This is a genomic window from Pseudomonas boreofloridensis, assembly GCF_030580795.1.
Classification (GTDB): domain Bacteria; phylum Pseudomonadota; class Gammaproteobacteria; order Pseudomonadales; family Pseudomonadaceae; genus Aquipseudomonas; species Aquipseudomonas boreofloridensis.
Map to the genome: position 1 here is coordinate 38,748 of NZ_JAUQOQ010000012.1, position 16,099 is coordinate 54,846.

Annotated in this window: 13 protein-coding genes and 2 pseudogenes; 6 read left to right on the plus strand and 9 right to left on the minus strand. The window is 64.9% G+C overall.

The features are described 5' to 3' along the window. Positions 1-8: 8 nt before the first annotated feature. Together Q6A47_RS15435 and cra are read right to left on the minus strand one after the other, a co-directional pair. Positions 9-797 carry a TatD family hydrolase gene (locus Q6A47_RS15435; protein ID WP_304484721.1) on the minus strand — a complete coding sequence of 263 codons (789 nt, stop codon included), beginning with the start codon at positions 795-797 and terminating at the stop codon, positions 9-11. 2 nt (positions 798-799) lie between these two features. Next, a complete protein-coding gene (cra, locus tag Q6A47_RS15440; protein ID WP_295486535.1) occupies positions 800-1,792 on the minus strand; it encodes a catabolite repressor/activator in 993 nt (330 codons plus the stop codon). Between the two features lie 278 nt (positions 1,793-2,070). On the opposite strand from cra, the gene ptsP reads away from it, so the two are divergent. From ptsP to Q6A47_RS15455, 3 genes are read left to right on the plus strand one after another with little or no spacing between them, the layout of a single operon-like run. Beyond that, positions 2,071-4,923 (plus strand): phosphoenolpyruvate--protein phosphotransferase, encoded by a 2,853-nt coding sequence (ptsP, locus tag Q6A47_RS15445; protein WP_304484722.1) that lies wholly within the window; start codon positions 2,071-2,073, stop codon positions 4,921-4,923. Further along, positions 4,924-5,874 carry a 1-phosphofructokinase gene (gene pfkB / locus Q6A47_RS15450; protein ID WP_304484723.1) on the plus strand — a complete coding sequence of 317 codons (951 nt, stop codon included), beginning with the start codon at positions 4,924-4,926 and terminating at the stop codon, positions 5,872-5,874. It begins immediately after the preceding gene. Further along, positions 5,871-7,610 (plus strand): PTS fructose-like transporter subunit IIB, encoded by a 1,740-nt coding sequence (locus Q6A47_RS15455; RefSeq protein WP_304484724.1) that lies wholly within the window; start codon positions 5,871-5,873, stop codon positions 7,608-7,610. Before pfkB ends, Q6A47_RS15455 begins: the two co-directional genes overlap by 4 nt. 7 nt (positions 7,611-7,617) lie before the next feature. Here the strand turns inward: Q6A47_RS15455 and Q6A47_RS15460 are convergent, their stop codons facing one another. After that, positions 7,618-7,839, minus strand: a complete 222-nt coding sequence (locus tag Q6A47_RS15460; RefSeq protein ID WP_039575351.1) for a DUF3820 family protein — start codon at positions 7,837-7,839, stop codon at positions 7,618-7,620. 218 nt (positions 7,840-8,057) lie between these two features. Here Q6A47_RS15460 and Q6A47_RS15465 point away from each other — a divergent pair, with 218 nt between their 5' ends. After that, a complete protein-coding gene (locus tag Q6A47_RS15465) occupies positions 8,058-8,534 on the plus strand; it encodes a ferritin-like domain-containing protein (protein WP_029614600.1) in 477 nt (158 codons plus the stop codon). On the opposite strand, the gene Q6A47_RS15470 is transcribed toward Q6A47_RS15465, so the two are convergent. From Q6A47_RS15470 to Q6A47_RS15480, 3 genes are all read right to left on the minus strand, one after another. Further along, positions 8,531-10,030 (minus strand): sensor domain-containing diguanylate cyclase, encoded by a 1,500-nt coding sequence (locus tag Q6A47_RS15470; RefSeq protein WP_039575355.1) that lies wholly within the window; start codon positions 10,028-10,030, stop codon positions 8,531-8,533. The two genes, Q6A47_RS15465 and Q6A47_RS15470, sit on opposite strands and share 4 nt — an antisense overlap. Positions 10,031-10,217: 187 nt before the next feature. Next, positions 10,218-11,498 (minus strand): OprD family porin, encoded by a 1,281-nt coding sequence (locus tag Q6A47_RS15475; RefSeq protein WP_369811515.1) that lies wholly within the window; start codon positions 11,496-11,498, stop codon positions 10,218-10,220. A 253-nt stretch (positions 11,499-11,751) separates the two neighbouring features. Then, a complete protein-coding gene (locus Q6A47_RS15480) occupies positions 11,752-11,976 on the minus strand; it encodes a hypothetical protein (RefSeq protein ID WP_029614603.1) in 225 nt (74 codons plus the stop codon). Between the two features lie 305 nt (positions 11,977-12,281). Here Q6A47_RS15480 and Q6A47_RS23030 point away from each other — a divergent pair. Together Q6A47_RS23030 and Q6A47_RS23035 are read left to right on the plus strand one after the other, a co-directional pair. Continuing rightward, a pseudogene (locus Q6A47_RS23030) lies at positions 12,282-12,563 on the plus strand (PAS domain-containing protein); the annotation flags it as partial. A gap of 306 nt (positions 12,564-12,869) precedes the next feature. Further along, positions 12,870-13,865: pseudogene (locus Q6A47_RS23035) on the plus strand (methyl-accepting chemotaxis protein); the annotation flags it as partial. 21 nt (positions 13,866-13,886) lie between these two features. Here the strand turns inward: Q6A47_RS23035 and Q6A47_RS15490 are convergent. The 3 genes from Q6A47_RS15490 to Q6A47_RS15500 form a co-directional block, all read right to left on the minus strand. Then, the gene (locus tag Q6A47_RS15490; RefSeq protein ID WP_029614605.1) at positions 13,887-14,621 is read right to left on the minus strand and encodes a YkgJ family cysteine cluster protein; all 735 of its coding nucleotides are present in this window, start codon (positions 14,619-14,621) and stop codon (positions 13,887-13,889) included. Next, the gene (locus tag Q6A47_RS15495; protein ID WP_039575358.1) at positions 14,618-14,929 is read right to left on the minus strand and encodes a hypothetical protein; all 312 of its coding nucleotides are present in this window, start codon (positions 14,927-14,929) and stop codon (positions 14,618-14,620) included. Before Q6A47_RS15495 ends, Q6A47_RS15490 begins: the two co-directional genes overlap by 4 nt. A gap of 88 nt (positions 14,930-15,017) precedes the next feature. Next, entirely contained in the window at positions 15,018-15,917 is a 900-nt protein-coding gene (locus Q6A47_RS15500; RefSeq protein ID WP_039575360.1) for a chemotaxis protein, read from the minus strand. Positions 15,918-16,099 lie beyond the last annotated feature (182 nt).

Sequence of the window (16,099 nt, forward strand, 5' to 3'; positions counted from 1 at the left end):
GACGCCGGTCAGTCGTCGTGCGGCCAGCCGAACAGCTCGCAGGTGTTGCGGCGGGTAGCGTCGGCCAGCACCTGCGCCTCGACGCCCATGATGTCGGCCAAGGCGCGGGCGATGTCCGGCAGGTGCTCAGGGCTGTTGCGCACGCCTGGGTGCATGGCCGGTGCCATGTCCGGCGCGTCCGTTTCCAGGACCAGACTCTCCAGCGGCAGACGCATCAGTGTCTTGCGCAAGCGCAGCGCCTGGGGCCAGGTGGCGGCGCCGCCGAGGCCCAGCTTGAAGCCGAGCTTGATGTACTCACGCGCCTCCTCGGCGCTGCCGGCGAAGGCATGGACGATGCCCGCGCGTGACGGTCTGTAGCGTTTGAGGGTGGCGATCACCTGGGCGTGGCTGCGGCGCACGTGCAGCAAGGCGGGCAGGTCGAAATCGCAGGCCATCTGCAACTGCGCTTCGAACAGCGACTGCTGGCGCGCCTTGTCCAGCGCTGGAAGGTAATAGTCCAGCCCGAATTCGCCGACGGCGCACAGGCGCGGATCGCCGTGCAGGCGCTCCAGCCATTGGCGCAGTTGCGTCAGGTGTTCCGGGCGATGCTGGGCGAGGTACACCGGATGCAGACCCAGCGCCGCGGGCAGGCGCGTGTCATGGCAGGCCAGGTTCCACACCCGTTGCCAGTTTTGCTGATCAACCCCCAGTACCACCATGCGCTCGACGCCGCGCGCCGTCGCGGTGGCCAGCAGGCGCTCGCGGTCGTCGTCGAAGTCGGGAAAGTCCAGGTGGGTGTGGGTGTCGATCAGGCGCATGCTCAGACCGCAATGCGCTGCTTGAAGGTCCGCGCCACCGCGTGCACCCCTGGCGCATAGCGCTTCTGCTCGATGGCGGCCAGCGCCAGTTCCAGGGCAGTGGCGGCGATCTGCCCGTGCTGCTGCGCCATGGCGTTGACCGGCAGCGGCAGGAAGTCCAGCAACTGGTTGTCGCCAAAGGTGCCCAACTGCAATTGCCGGGCTTCGCTGCCGCGTGCCTGAAGGGCATCGAACACGCCCTGCAGCAGCACGTACGAGGTGGTGATCAAGGCGTCGGGCAGGCCGCCCAATTCGTCCAGCAGCGCCTGCATCAGTCGCTGACCGCAGGCGCGGCTGAACGCCTCGCCCTCTTGGCGTCGCACCTCGCCCGCGAAGCCCTGCAAGGCGTCGTCGAAGCCTGCCGCACGGGCCTGACTCACCGACAGTTCCGGGCGTGCGCCGATCAGCGCGATGCTGCGCGGCGCGGTGAGCAGCAAGCTGTCGGTGAGCTGGCGGCTGGCATTGTGGTCGTCGCTGATCACCGAGCAGAAATGCTCGGGGTCCAGGCAGCGGTCGATGGCGATCACCGGCAGGCCCTTGGCCTGCATCTCGCGGTAGCTGTCGTCCTCGGCCGGCAGGCAACTGGCGACGAACAGCGCGTCGCAGCGGCGGGCGCGGAACAACTGCTGCAACTGACGTTCGCTTTCGGGCTGGTCGTCGCTACTGGCAATCAGCAACTGATAGCCACGGGCACGCGCGCCTTGCTCCAGTTGCTTGGCGATGCGCGCATAGCTGGGGTTTTCCAGGTCCGGCAAGATGAAGCCGAGGGTCCGCGTGTGACGGCTGCGCAGGCCGGCAGCCTGGGGATTGGGTGTGAAATCATGGGCTGCCACGACGGCGCGCACCCGCTCGACGGTGGCGCTGCTGATGCGCTGCTGTTCGGCCTTGCCGTTGATGACATAGCTGGCAGTGGTCACGGAGACACCGGCCAGACGTGCGATATCGCTGAGTTTCACCGCATTTTCCTTGTTATTACCGAGGCAGTCGGAGACGCGTGGTGAGGGAGTCTTACCCGCAATTGTGTCCAAGTGCAGGCGACCATTGTCGCAATTGTTCCGACAAACTGGGGCTTTTTCCTACGCAGATTATCGAGTAACGTGGCGGCCTCGTCAGATTAAACGTTTCAGCATCCATCAATTGGGGTCTGCCCTGAAAGCCCCAGGATGAAAAATACGTTGAATCCCACAACAATAACCTCAGTTCCCGACTGCGGGTACTGCAAAAGGAGAGGGTCATGCTCGAGCTCGCCAATGAGCAGATAGCCATGGGCCAGGTGGCCGTCGACAAAGCGTCGGCGCTGCGCCTGCTCGCGGACCGGTTGGTCGCCGATGGTCTGGTCGCCGAGGGATACCTCGACGGGTTGCAGGCCCGCGAGGCGCAAGGTTCCACCTTTCTCGGTCAGGGCATCGCCATTCCCCATGGCACGCCGCAGACCCGCGACCTGGTGTTCGCCACCGGTGTACGTCTCTTGCAGTTCCCCGACGGCGTCGACTGGGGCGACGGTCAGATCGTCTACCTTGCCATCGGCATCGCCGCGCGCTCGGACGAGCACTTGCGCCTGCTGCAACTGCTCACCCGTGCCCTGGGTGAAACCGACCTGGCCGAGGCGCTGCGACGCGCCAGTTCCGCCGACGCGCTGCTCAAGCTGTTGCAGGGCGCACCACGCGAACTGGAACTGGACGCCCAACTGATCAGCCTGAACCTGCCCGCCGACGACTTCGACGAACTGGCCTGGCGCGGCGCTCGCCTGCTGCAACGCGCAGGGTGTGTGGACAGTGGCTTTGCCGCGCTGCTGCAACAGGCCGAGCCGCTGCCGCTGGGCGAGGGCTTGTGGTGGTTGCACAGCGAGCGCGAGGTGCTGCAACCAGGGCTGGCCTTCGTGACCCCGCAGCAGCCCTTGCGCCACCGCGACCAGCCGCTCAATGGCCTGTTCTGCCTGGCCAGCCTGGGCGCTGCACACCAGGCGTTGCTCGAGCGCCTGTGCCAGGTGCTCATCGAAGGTCGGGGTCAGACCCTCTACCAGGCCACCAGCAGCCGCGATGTGCTTCAGGTGCTGGGCGGCGAGGTGCCAGCCGATTGGCCCAGTGTCCGGGTCATGCTGGCCAACCCTCACGGTTTGCATGCGCGCCCCGCCAAGGTACTGGCGCAGTTGGCCAAAGGGTTCGACGGCGAGATCCGTATCCGTGTGACCGACAGCGGTCAGGCTGCCGTTTCGGTCAAGAGCCTGAGCCGCCTGTTGTCCCTGGGCGCCCGCCGGGGACAGGAACTGGAGCTGATCGCCGAGCCGAGCATTGCCGCCGACGCGCTGCCGGTGCTGCTGGCGGCCATCGAGCAAGGCCTGGGTGAGGACGTCGAGCCGCTGCCGAGCACGCCTGAGCTTGCCCCGCAGCCCGTACCCGAAACCCTCCAGGCGCCGCTGCCGGGCACTCAAGTGCAGGGTGTCGGTGCGGCGCCGGGTATCGCCAGTGGCCCGGCCCACGTGCGCGTCGAACGCGAGATCGACTACCCACTGCGCGGCGAATCCTGCGCCCAGGAGCGCGCGCGTCTGCGCGCTGCCTTGGCTGCGGTTAACGATGAGTTGCAGGCGCTGGTACAGCGCAGCGACAAGGCCATCGCGGAGATTTTCGTCACCCACCAGGAAATGCTCGCCGATCCGGCCCTGACCGACGAAGTGGATCAGCGCCTGACCCAGGGTGAAAGCGCCGCAGCGGCCTGGATGACGGTGATCGAGGCTGCCGCCAGCCAGCAGGAAGCGCTGCGCGATGCGTTGCTGGCCGAGCGCGCTGCCGACCTGCGCGATGTCGGCCGGCGGGTGTTGGCCCAGTTGTGCGGCGTGACCGAGCAGGCTGAGCCGCAGCAGCCCTACGTGCTGGTCATGGCCGAAGTCGGGCCGTCCGACGTGGCGCGCCTGGACCCGCAGCGGGTCGCCGGTATCGTCACCGCCCATGGCGGCGCCACCGCCCACAGCGCCATTGTCGCCCGCGCCTTGGGCATTCCCGCCGTGGTCGGTGCGGGCGCAGCGATCCTGTTGCTCGAGCCCGGCACGGCGTTGCTCCTCGATGGCCAGCGCGGCAAGGTCAGCGTGGCGCCGCCGGCCGACGAGTTGCAGCGTGCGCTGGCCGAGCGCGACCAGCGCGAACAACGCTTGCAGGCGGCCTGGAGTCAGCGTCACGCGCCGGCCGTGACCCGTGACGGCCATGCCCTCGAAGTGTTCGCCAACATCGGCGACAGCAGCGGCATCGACAAAGTGGTCGAACAGGGCGCCGAAGGCGTCGGTCTGCTGCGCACCGAACTGATCTTCATGGCCCATCCGCAGGTGCCGGACGTGGCCACCCAGGAAGCCGAGTACCGCCGTGTGCTCGATGGCCTGCAAGGGCGTCCCCTGGTGGTGCGCACCCTCGATGTGGGGGGCGACAAGCCGCTGCCGTACTGGCCCATCGCCGCCGAGGACAATCCGTTTCTAGGCGTGCGCGGGGTGCGCTTGACCCTGCAGCGTCCGCAGGTGATGGAAGACCAGTTGCGCGCACTGCTGCAGGCCGCCGACGACCGACCGCTGCGCATCATGTTCCCGATGGTCGGGCAGATGCACGAATGGCGAGCGGCCAAGGCCATGGTCGAGCGCCTGCGCCAGGACATCCCAGTGGCCGACCTGCAGGTGGGCATCATGATCGAAGTGCCCTCGGCGGCGCTGCTGGCCCCGCAACTGGCCCGCGAAGTGGACTTCTTCAGCATCGGCACCAACGACCTGACCCAGTACACCCTGGCCATCGACCGTGGCCATTCGAGCCTGTCGGCCCAGGCCGATGGCCTGCACCCGGCCGTGCTGCAACTGATCGACATGACCGTGCGCGCCGCCCATGCCGAAGGCAGGTGGGTGGGCGTGTGCGGCGAGCTGGCCGCCGACCCGCAAGCGGTGTCGGTGCTGCTGGGGCTGGCGGTCGATGAACTCAGCGTTTCGCCGCGCAGCATCGCCGAAGTCAAGGCCCTGGTCCGCCAGGCCGATTACTCGACGGCCTGCGCCCTGGCGCGCGAGGCCTTGCAACAAGACAGCGCCGAGGCAGTACGGGCGCTGGTGGAGCGTTATTGAATGGCCAAGATTCTCACCCTGACCCTCAACCCGGCGCTGGACCTCACCGTCAGCGTCGAGCGCCTGCGTATCGGTGCGGTCAATCGCGCCGTGGAGCAGCGTTGCCACGCCGCTGGCAAGGGCCTGAACGTGGCCCAGGTGCTGGCTGATCTCGGCCACCAGATCACCGTCGCCGGCTTTCTCGGGCGCGACAATCCGCAGCCTTTCGAGGCGCTGATTGCCCAGCGCGGTTTTGTCGACGCGTTCGTACGCGTGGACGGTGAAACCCGCACCAACCTCAAGTTGGTCGAAGCGCACGGGCAAGTCACCGACGTCAATGGGCAAGGACCGCAGGTGGATGCCGCTGCCCAGGCCGAGCTGCTCGAACGACTGGCTGCGCTGGCGGGCGAACATGCGCTGGTGGTGGTGGCGGGCAGTCTGCCGCGCGGTATCAGCCCGCAGTGGTTCACTCACCTGCTGGAGCAACTGAAGTCGCAAGGGCTGAAGGTGGTGCTGGACACCAGCGGCGAGGCACTGCGTGCTGGTCTTCAGGCAGCGCCCTGGCTGATCAAGCCCAACACCGACGAGCTGGCTGAACTGACGGGCAGCGGCGTCGAAGACTTCACCGCTCAGCAGACGGCGGCCCAGCGTCTGCTCGACAGCGGCGTCGGCCATGTGGTGGTGTCCCAGGGTGCCCAGGGCGTGAACTGGTTCAGCGCCGAGCGCACCCTGCATGCCCAGCCGCCCAAGGTCAGCGTCGCCAGTACCGTGGGCGCGGGCGACTCGCTGGTCGCCGGTATGGTGCACGGGCTGTTACTGGGCGAAGACGCCGGCCAGACCCTGTGCCGCGCCACCGCCATCGCCGCCCAGGCGGTGACCCAGGTTGGCTTCGGGATCACTGATCGCGAGCAACTCGCGCAGTTGGAGGCCGCCGTGCAACTGACCGAACAACAACAAGAGGCTCGCCGATGAACATCGCGATCGTCACCGCCTGCCCGAATGGCCAGGTGTCGAGTGTATTGAGTGCGCGCCTGCTGGCGGCGGCAGCGCAGCGTCGAGGCTGGAGCACCAGCGTCGAGGTGTGGGATGCCGACCATCCCGAGCGACGCCTGAGTGCGGCGCAGATCGCCGAGGCTGACTGGGTGCTGGTGGTCAGCACCGGGACCGTGGACCTCAGCCGCTTCGTCGGCAAGCGCCTGTTCCAGAGCACGCCGGCCCAGGCCTTGGCCGACCGGGAAAACTTCCTCGACGACGCGGCGGCCAAGGCCCAGGTGCTGGAGCACAGCGTCGCTGCCGAGCCTGCGCACGTCCATGCCGTGCCGCGTATCGTCGCCGTCACCGCCTGCCCGACTGGCGTGGCGCACACCTTCATGGCCGCCGAAGCGCTGCAGCAAGCGGCGCGCGACCTGGGCTACGACTTCGATGTCGAGACCCAGGGCTCGGTCGGTGCACGCAATCCGCTGTCGGCCGAGGCCATCGCCCAGGCCGACGTGGTGCTGTTGGCCGCCGACATCGAAGTGCCCACCGCGCGCTTTGCCGGCAAGCGCATCTATCGCTGCGGCACCGGTATCGCCTTGAAGCAGGCACGCGCCTCGCTGGACAGAGCATTGGCCGAGGGACGTGTCGAAACGGCTGACGCCGCCAGCGCCCAGGCGCCGGCCAAGGGCGAGAAGGCTGGGGTGTACAAGCACTTGCTGACGGGCGTGTCGTTCATGCTGCCGATGGTGGTGGCCGGTGGTCTGTTGATCGCCTTGTCGTTCGTCTTCGGCATCGAAGCCTACAAAGAGGCAGGCACCTTGCCTGCCGCGCTGATGCAGATCGGCGGCGAAGCGGCGTTCAAGCTGATGGTGCCGATGCTGGCCGGCTACATTGCCTGGTCCATCGCCGACCGTCCGGGCCTGGCGCCGGGCATGATCGGTGGGCTGCTGGCCAGCACCTTGGGCGCGGGCTTCATCGGCGGTATCGTCGCCGGCTTCCTGGCCGGTTACAGCGCCAAGGCGATCAGTCGCTGGGCGCGCCTGCCCAGCAGCCTGGAAGCGCTCAAACCGATTCTGATCATTCCGTTGCTGGCCAGCCTGTTCACAGGCCTGGTGATGATCTACGTGGTCGGTCATCCGGTGGCGGCAATGCTCGAAGGGCTGACGCGCTTTCTCGACAGCATGGGCACCACCAATGCCATCCTGCTCGGCCTGCTGCTGGGCGGCATGATGTGCGTGGACTTGGGCGGGCCGATCAACAAAGCGGCCTATGCCTTCTCGGTCGGGCTGTTGGCGTCGTCCAGCTACGCACCAATGGCCGCGACCATGGCGGCGGGCATGGTGCCGCCGATCGGCCTGGGCCTGGCGACCTTCCTGGCGCGTCGCAAGTTCGCCCAGAGCGAGCGCGAGGCGGGCAAGGCGGCGTTGGTTCTGGGGTTGTGCTTCATTTCCGAAGGGGCGATCCCGTTCGCGGCCAAAGACCCGTTGCGGGTGATCCCGGCGAGCATCGCCGGCGGCGCGCTGACCGGTGCGCTGTCGATGTACTTCGGCTGCAAGCTCATGGCGCCGCACGGCGGGTTGTTCGTGCTGCTGATTCCCAACGCCATTAACCATGCCCTGCTGTACCTGCTGGCGATCGTGGCCGGCAGTGTGGTGACGGCCGTGGTCTATGCACTGCTCAAGAAGCGTGAACAAGCGGAGTTGGTGGTGGCGCCTGCGTCGGTCAACTGACCGACATTCAACCGCGCCGTTTGGCGCGCAACGGCGTCAACAGATCGCCCAGGCCGTTGTGGTCGATCTCGTGCATCAAGGCCAGCAGCCCGCCCAGTTCTCCGGGCGGGAAGCCTTTGCGGGCGAACCAGGCCAGGTAGTCACCCGGCAGGTCGGCGATGAGTCGGCCTTGATACTTTCCGAAGGGCATGGAGCGAGTGACCAGCAGTTGCAAGAGCTCGGGTTTCATCTTTCTTACGGTCCTTTGCGTTGAAAGCCGACCATACAGCATTCGGTCCACCCTGCAATCTGCACGAGCCCCTAAGCGGCGATCATGCAGAACGCTGCAGTCATGCAATTAGCGTCTAATTTCAACTTATTGAAATTAAAGGATTTATTTTTATCCTTCGACTTGGCACGAAGGCTGCTCTCTTCTTGGGGGACTATCACCTGCCAAGGAGTTACGCCATGAGCAACCCGAACAAAGACGTGATCGACGTACTGAACAACCTGATCGAGTACAGCAAAGACGGCGAGAAGGGTTTCAAGGAATCGGCCGATGATGTCAAGAATCCTCAACTGAAGGCATTCTTCGAGCAACGTGCAATCGACTGCGCCCAAGCCGCACGTGAACTGCAAGCTGAAGTGCGCCATCTGGGCGGCGATCCGGAAACCTCCACCAGCTTCAGCGGCGACCTTCACCGTGGCTGGCTGAACCTGAAATCGATGTTCACCGGCAAAGACGAAGAAGCCGTGCTGAACACCGTCGAAGAGGGCGAGGACCATGCGCTCAAGGCTTACAAAGAAGCCCGTGAAAAGCTGGTCAAGCTCAACAATGCCAACGCACACAATGCGTTGACTTTGGTCGACGGCCAGTTGCAAGGCGTGCAGCGTAACCACGACCAAGTCAAGACTCTGCGCAATGCTGCCCGCGCCAAGTCTTAAATAGCGGGTCCCTCTACGCGGTTACGGCCGTTGGCTTTGGCCCGGTAGAGCGCTTCATCGGCGGCACCCAGCACCCTGGTCAGGTCGTGCTGGGTGCCTGCTTCATGCAGCCCGATGCCGATACTCACGGTGATCGGTCGCTCATCCCCTCCGAACGGCGGCAATGCTTCGACGCTCAGGCGGATACGCTCTGCCAACAGCCGAGCGCCGGCCAACTCGGTCTCCGGCAACACCACCTGAAACTCCTCACCCCCATACCGTGCTGCCAGGTCTGCCGGACGGCGGATGCTCAACTCTATAGTGCGCGCCACCTCACGCAGGGCATGGTCGCCACCGGCGTGACCATGGCGCTGGTTGAACGCCTTGAAATGATCCACATCGACCATCAGCACCGCCAACGGCGTGCGGTTGCGCTGGGCACGAGCCCATTCCTGACGCAGCACCTGATCCAGCCGCCTGCGGTTGGCCAGGCCGGTCAAGCTATCGGTGGCGGCCAGGGTAGCAAGGCCTTGCTCGGCATGATGGCGGCGGCGCAATTCGCGTCCTAGCAGCAGCGTGAGCCAGAGAATGCCCAGGCACAGCACGCCGGTGGCCAAGCCGACGATGATCGCCGTACGTCGCCAGGCCTGGAAGACTTCGCTGGAGGAGTGCGCCACCAGTACGATCAAGGGCAGATCGCCTACACGGGCGAAGGTGTACATGCGCTGTTCGTCGAACAATTCCGAATGGGCGCTGAAGCTGCCGCTGTGCTCTTGCAGGATGCGCTGGAAATTCGGTTGCTGGCTGAAGTCGCCGCCGATGGCCGGTTGTCCAGGCCCCAGGGGCTCTCGTGCAAGCAAGTGGCCGCTGGTGTTGAGCAGGTTGATGCTGCTGTGCTCGCCGATGTCCAGGCGCTGGAACAATTCGCTGAAGTACGACAGGCGCAGAGCGCCGGTCGCCAGGCCCGCGAACTCGCCATTGGCGCCTGAAATGCGTCGGCTGAAACTGATGCACCAATCCAGATCGCCCAGCCTGGCCTTGAACGGCGGCCCGATGAGCAGCCCGAGGTTGGGGTGGTCGCGATGCGCCTTGAACACGCCGGTATCAGCGAAATTGGCTTTGCGCGGGACCAGGCTGGTAGAGTCTCCGACCACATTGCCTTGCCCGTCCAGCCACAGCACATCGCCACGGCTCTGATCGACCAGCGCCGGGTTGAACAGCAGCCGATGCCGCATGGTACTCGGCACTTGCGCCAGGTCCTTGCGCCCCACCGCCCAGATGAGCTCCTTGAGCGACTGGTCGTAGAGCTCCGCGTTATTGAGGATATCGCTCTCGATCAACTGGACGATGTTGCTCGACGCGCGGATCGACGATTGCTCGACGTTGTCCCGTTCACGGCCCAGCAGGTAACTGACGATGCCGACTATCGCGAGCACGGCGAGGCAACTGCCCAGATTGAGGATCAGTTCGGGGTGAGGCCTGGAGAGGGTGGGGCGCGGGATTCGAGTGTGCGACATCAGGCTCGCGACTGCATAAGCCCCTCTTGCCGTGAGGGTCGGGCTATCAAGCGGCGGCGACAGTGTAGGCAAGTGGCTATTGTCGGACAAGACAGTCTGTCGCAAATGCGCGCCTCATGCGCGCCAGGCGAGCGGTGCTGGGCAAACGGGCAGAAGGCTGCCCGTTCGGAGAGTGGACGGTTGCCGCTCAGAACACCGCGAGCGGGTAATCGACGATCAGACGGATCTCGTCGTTGTCGTTGTCCACCGCCGAGTAGCCTCGGCTGCCCCGGTGGCTGGCATAGCGCAGCAGCAGCGAGAGGTCCTTGAACTGCCCTTCCTGGAAGACGTATTTCACGTCCAGGTCGCGCTCCCAGTGGCGCGCATCCTTGCCCCCGGCGCTGTACCACTGACCGTAGCCGGCGCTGTCTGGATCGGCTCGGGTCAGGTCAAGTTTGCCCCGCGAGTACGACAGGGACGTGCTCAATCCGGCGATGCCGAGCCCGGAAAAGTCATAGCCATATTGCAGCTTCCACGACCGCTCGCCCGGTCCGTTGAAGTCCGAGTACATGCGCGAGTTGTCCAGGTAAATGCTGTCGCCCAGGTTGATGTAGTCGAAAGGTGTGTTGCCGTTGACCCGCTGGTAGGCGGTGGTGACGCTGTGGTGGCCGGCCGCCACGGTGAAATGCAGGCTGTAGGTGTTGTTGTCGATCTTGCCCAGTTTGGCCTGGCCGGTGTCCTGAGTGTGATAGACGTGCACGCCTGGGTTCAGGCTGAGGCCGTCGTTGACCACATAGGTGTAGTCGAAGTCGGCGTAGTACTGGTTCCAGATGTCCTTGAGCTCGGCGGCGTAGAGGTTGGCAGTAATGTTCGGCAAGCCGCTCCAGGCCGCGCCGGCCCAGGACAAATGCTTGCTGCGCTGATCGTCCGTACGCTGGCTGTAGTAGGTATCGATACGCCGATGGCCGCTCTGGTTGTAGGGCTTGGTGAAGCTGACCTGACCGCCTTCGAGCAGCAACCCGTCGAAATGGGTATTGCGCAGGGCTACGCCCCGGAAGGTCTGCGGCAGCATGCGGGTCTCGCCGCCGGCGATTACCGGGTTGGTGAGAAACAGGTCGCCTGCTTTGAGTTCGGTGTCGAAGCCCTTGAGTTTCACGGCGGCACCCGCGCTGGAGAAGCTAGTGGGCGCTGCGCCCAGGGCATCTTCGTTTTTCTGGTGAGTGGGCAGCAGGCTGGTGCCGGCGTGTCCGCCGCCGCCGTCGAGCTTCAGGCCTAGCATGCCGTAGGCATCGATGCCCACACCGAGTGCGCCGGGCGTATAGCCGGACTCGAAGCGCGCGACCGCCCCCTGTCCCCACTCGCGGTTGTCGCGTACGTCATGCGCGAGTTGGTTGCGGTAGAAATAGGCATTGCGAAAGTGCAGGTTCAGCGATGAACCCTCGACGAAACCCTCAGCCTTCTCTTCGGCATGGGTTGTGGAAGACATCATTGCAGAAAGCGCAACGAATAGCGGCGTGAGACGGACAGCGAAGGACACCAGTCAATGCTCCTTTGGTTGAACGGTGGAGCGCCATTTCAAGGTTCGAATTGAAAGCGTCCACACATCGGACGTACTGCGCCAACGTCATGTTCAAGCGCAAAAAAAAGCCGCTGATGCGCAGCGGCTAATGGAGGCTAACACACTGGCATGGGCACTGTTAAATACCTAGCCATCAAGGCACAAGCGCCTATTGAGTGACCGATCAGCTATCGGCCTGATCCCCTTCGAGCGTCTTCGAAGCGGTCTGTTGCGCATCTTTTCCGGCGTCATGCTGCTGCGCGGCGTAGGCGTCCTGTGACTGCTGCAGGCTCGCTGCGATCTCGGCGTTACGGGCGACGAAGGCCGGCGATTCTTCAGCCATGGCCAGGGGCGACAACAACAGGGACGACAGGACGAAGACGCTGGCAATACCCATACTGTTGGACATTTGAAACTACCTTCTTGCGTGGCAAGTGTGAATTGGGACAGCGCTAAGTTAGTCCTGTGCAGGCCGTTGAAACAGCGCTCAACAAGAGAATCACTCTTGTATTAAACGTAACTATAAGTCGCGATATCTTCGCCAACATCGCTGAAAACGTCTTGGTTGAGCGCCTGCCTTCATTTCCCTGCGCGTAGGCGCCAATGCCGTGGGTGGCCACTTGCCAGTTGGTTGCCGTGGATCAATGTTCCCGCAGCGGTTGCCCCTAGAGTCGAGCACCCTGCCGATTGTCCCCACGATGCTGAGAGCCTGCGATGAAGTGCAATGTGCCCATAACCGGTCGAGCCGTGGATTATCCGGCCGATGCCAACATTCTTTCGACCACCGACCTGGACAGCGTCATTACCTACGCCAATGACGACTTCGTACGCATCAGTGGTTTTTCCCGCGACGAACTGCTTGGCCAACCGCACCATGTGGTGCGCCATCCTGACATGCCGGCGCGCGCGTTCGAACAGATGTGGCGAGCGCTGAAGTCTGGACGTTCGTGGATGGGCTTGGTGAAGAACCGCTGCCGTAATGGCGACCATTACTGGGTCAGTGCCTTCGTCACGCCGATCAGCAGCGCGGGAAGCACGGTCGAGTACCAGTCGGTACGCACACGCCCCACCGACGAACAGATCGCCGCCGCCGAGCAGTGCTATGCGCGTCTGCGCAACGGGCGGCAGCGCTGGTGGGAGCGCTTGCCGGTACCGGGGCTGCAAGCGCGGCTGTCGCTGAGCATGGCGATGGTGCTGGCGCTGGTGATGGGTGTTGGCCAGGGCTGGACGTCACTGCGTTGGTACGAGGCGCTGTTTCAATGGACTGCGGCCGTCGCGTTGGCCAGCCTGGCGACCTGGGCACTGCTGCGCCCTTTCGAGCGCCTGCGCAGCCAAGCGCGAGCGCTGGCCAACAACCCCTTGAGCCAGCAGTTGTACACCGGTCGGCGTGACGACATCGGTCAAATCGACTTCGCCCTGTGCATGCTCAAGGCGCAACTGGGCGCGGTGGTTGGGCGCATTGGCGATACGTCGACGCGCCTGGCTGGGCACTCTGGTTCGTTGGTCGAGGCCACCGAGGCCAGCCACGCCAACAGTCTTGAACAGCAGAGCCAGGCGGATCAGGTCGCGACCGCCATCCACCAGATGAGCGCCAGCGTCGCCCAGGTGGCCAGCAGTGCGCAGATGGCAGCGCTGGCGGCCGATCAGGCCGAGGACGAGACCCAGTGCGGGCATCGCATGGTCGAGCGCAATCGCTGCGCGATCCAGGACCTGGCCGGCTCGCTGGTGGAGGCGAGCGAGGTGATCCAGCGCCTGGAGAGCGACAGCGGCGAGATCTCCAGTGTGCTCGATGTAATTCGCGGCATCGCCGAACAGACCAACCTGCTCGCGCTCAATGCCGCCATCGAGGCCGCCCGCGCCGGTGAGCAGGGCCGCGGTTTCGCAGTGGTGGCCGATGAGGTGCGGGGGCTGGCCCAGCGCACCGCTCAGTCAACCCATGAGATTCAGCGCATGATCGGCGCCGTACAGGGAGGTACTCGCGCGGCAGTGCAGGTGATGCGCCAGAGTAGTGCGCATGCCGGGCACAGCGTCGAGCAGGCGCGTCTGGCTAGCGAGGCGCTGGACGGCATCAGCGTGCGGGTCAACCAGATCAACGAGATGAGCCTGCAGATCGCGGCCGCGGTGGAGCAGCAGAGCCAGGTGAGCGAGGCCATCAACCGCAACATCGTCAGCATCCGCCAAGCCAGCGAAGCGACCGTGACGGTGGGTCAACGCAGCCACGGTAGCGCCGCGGATGTGGCCGCGCTGGCCCAGGAGCTGCGGCGGCTGGCCGACGAGTTCTGGCGCCGCAGCCGCTGAAGATCCTTCAGGGTGGGTGCGTCAGAACCCGATGAAGGCGTAGTACACCGGCGCTTGGGCGGTGGTCAGCAGCCCGTGCTGTTGCAGATCTTGCGTCAGGTCGGAGTCTTCCAAGTGCACCGACCACGCGGCGGCGGGTGCCTGCTGCCTGCTTTCCAGCGCCGTCAGGAAGGCCGGCATGTCAGGCAGCCAGGCGGTGAAACCATTGCCTTTGAGCGCGCTGGTGGTCATGCCCAGCCTCTGACAGACCGCGACCTTGGCGGCGATGTCGTCGCGGTCGGCCTGGCGCGATGCGTCGATCAGGGCGGCGAGGTGTGGATCGGCAGGGCGATTGCCAACGATCAGTTGCGGGCCTTGCTGCCAGGCTTCGGGCGGGCAGTCCTTGGCGTCTGGGCGCAGCGGCAGGTGCGGATTGATTTCCGCCGGGTAGATACGGCACACCAGCGGCCGAGTTTCATAGATGCCGCACAGGTTGTCGGCATCAAGATGACGGCAGCGGCCGGGGTTGAAGGCGGCGAAGGTGACCGAAACGTGCAGTTGTGCATTGCCGCAGGGCACGGCCAGCGAGCGGCGTAGCACGTGGTCGCGCTGTTCGGGCGGCATGCCGGGGCCATCGGCGACGAACCCTTCGATCAGCACCACCACCTGGCCACCGTCACGGGCCCACTGGTGCGATTCGGCAAGCGTCAGCGGCACATGGTGACCGCTGCAGCACTTGCCACAGCCGGTGCAGGCGAAGCGCAGGCCCTCGCTCACTTCGCGCCCGGCTTCCATTCGGTGACGTAGGCCTGGTGCTGGGCGCGATCGTACAGGCACAGTTCGGTGCCGGCCCGGTTTTTCATGTGCTTGGGTTTGTAGACCCCTTCGATCAGCAGTGCGCTGTAGGCGGTACGGTCGTCGAACTCGGCAGGCTTGCCCAGGGCATGGGCATCCTTGAACTGGCTGGCGGCCAGGCAACTCTTGACCATCTGCTGGCGGTACTGGTTCCAGGCGTCGGAACTGGAGGCATGGGCCGCGCCGGCGGTCATGGCCAGCGCGATCAGGGCAGTACGAAGAAGTGTCATGGCGATACCGACAAATAGACTCGGAAGGGTAGGAAGTATGCCCGAGTCCTACCCTTCATCAAGTGAAGGCACTAGGCCGCCAACTGTATCAGCGTTTTTCCGCATGCACCGCGCGCGCCGCCACCACCAGGCAGTCGGTCAGCTCGGGCGAGGAAAACTTGGTGAGGATTGCGTTGGCACCGGCGAGCTTGGCCTTTTCGGCGCTCATCGCGCTGTCCAGCGAGGTGTGCAGCAGGACATAGAGGTGCTGGAAGTCGGGTGTCTCGCGTAGCGTCCGGGTGAAGGCGTAGCCATCCATTTCCGACATCTCGATGTCGGACACCACGATGTTGATTTCCTGCCCGGTGCCCTGCTGTTCCAGCAGCACGTTGATCGCGTCCTTGGCGCTGCGTGCGGTGTGGCATTCCAGCCCGAGGTGGCGCAGGGTGTGCACGGACTGTTGCAGGGCCACCTGGCTGTCGTCCACCACCAGGATGTTGGCCGCCGCGAGCAGGCTGGCATCTTCCTCGGCGAGCTGGCCGGAAGGGGCTTCGGGCGGCGGTGGCGCGATGCCGTGGATGACCTTTTCGATATCGAGCACCTGCACCAGCGCGTTGTCCACGCGGGTGACGCCGGTGATGTAGGAACGGTTGCCGGAACCATAAGGTGGCGGTTTGATGTCGGTGCTCAGGCAATGCACGATGCGGCTTACCGCCTGGACGTGCAGCCCCTGGCGCGAGCGGCTGATGTCGGTGACGATCAGGCAGCCGCCGTCCGGGTCGGCCAGCGGTTGCTCGCCGATCGCCCGGGACAGGTCGATCACCGACAGCGACTGCCCGCGCAGGGTGGCCACGCCTTTGACGTGGGGGTGGGATTCGGGAAGCTTGGTCAGCGACGGGCAGGGGATGATTTCGCTCACTTTGAGCAGATTGATCGCCATCAGCTTGCCGCTTCGCAGGGTGAACAGCAGCAGGGACAATGCGTCCGCGCGGGCATTGGGCGTGGCCATGGGCAACCTTCGGGAGTATCGAAACGGGAGGATACCCAGCTTATCGGCCTGGCGCGGCCAGGCTTGAGGGGGCGAAAAATAAATGCGGGCCGCGGCCTTGAAGACCAGGCGGTGGCCCGCGATGAATCAGTATCGAAGTGGCGTTGCCCGCGCCCGAGGATCGGGAGCGCGGGTGAACCCGC

Excerpts from the sequence above, each read along its gene's own strand:
- Q6A47_RS15500 (WP_039575360.1), bottom strand. The coding sequence starts at position 15,917 with ATGGCCACGCCCAATGCCCGCGCGGACGCATTGTCCCTGCTGCTGTTC.
- ptsP (WP_304484722.1), top strand. The coding sequence starts at position 2,071 with ATGCTCGAGCTCGCCAATGAGCAGATAGCCATGGGCCAGGTGGCCGTC.
- Q6A47_RS15460 (WP_039575351.1), bottom strand. The coding sequence starts at position 7,839 with ATGAAACCCGAGCTCTTGCAACTGCTGGTCACTCGCTCCATGCCCTTC.
- Q6A47_RS15465 (WP_029614600.1), top strand. The coding sequence starts at position 8,058 with ATGAGCAACCCGAACAAAGACGTGATCGACGTACTGAACAACCTGATC.
- Q6A47_RS15495 (WP_039575358.1), bottom strand. The coding sequence starts at position 14,929 with ATGACACTTCTTCGTACTGCCCTGATCGCGCTGGCCATGACCGCCGGC.
- Q6A47_RS15435 (WP_304484721.1), bottom strand. The coding sequence starts at position 797 with ATGCGCCTGATCGACACCCACACCCACCTGGACTTTCCCGACTTCGAC.
- pfkB (WP_304484723.1), top strand. The coding sequence starts at position 4,924 with ATGGCCAAGATTCTCACCCTGACCCTCAACCCGGCGCTGGACCTCACC.
- Q6A47_RS15455 (WP_304484724.1), top strand. The coding sequence starts at position 5,871 with ATGAACATCGCGATCGTCACCGCCTGCCCGAATGGCCAGGTGTCGAGT.
- Q6A47_RS15480 (WP_029614603.1), bottom strand. The coding sequence starts at position 11,976 with ATGTCCAACAGTATGGGTATTGCCAGCGTCTTCGTCCTGTCGTCCCTG.
- Q6A47_RS15475 (WP_369811515.1), bottom strand. The coding sequence starts at position 11,498 with ATGATGTCTTCCACAACCCATGCCGAAGAGAAGGCTGAGGGTTTCGTC.
- Q6A47_RS15470 (WP_039575355.1), bottom strand. The coding sequence starts at position 10,030 with ATGTCGCACACTCGAATCCCGCGCCCCACCCTCTCCAGGCCTCACCCC.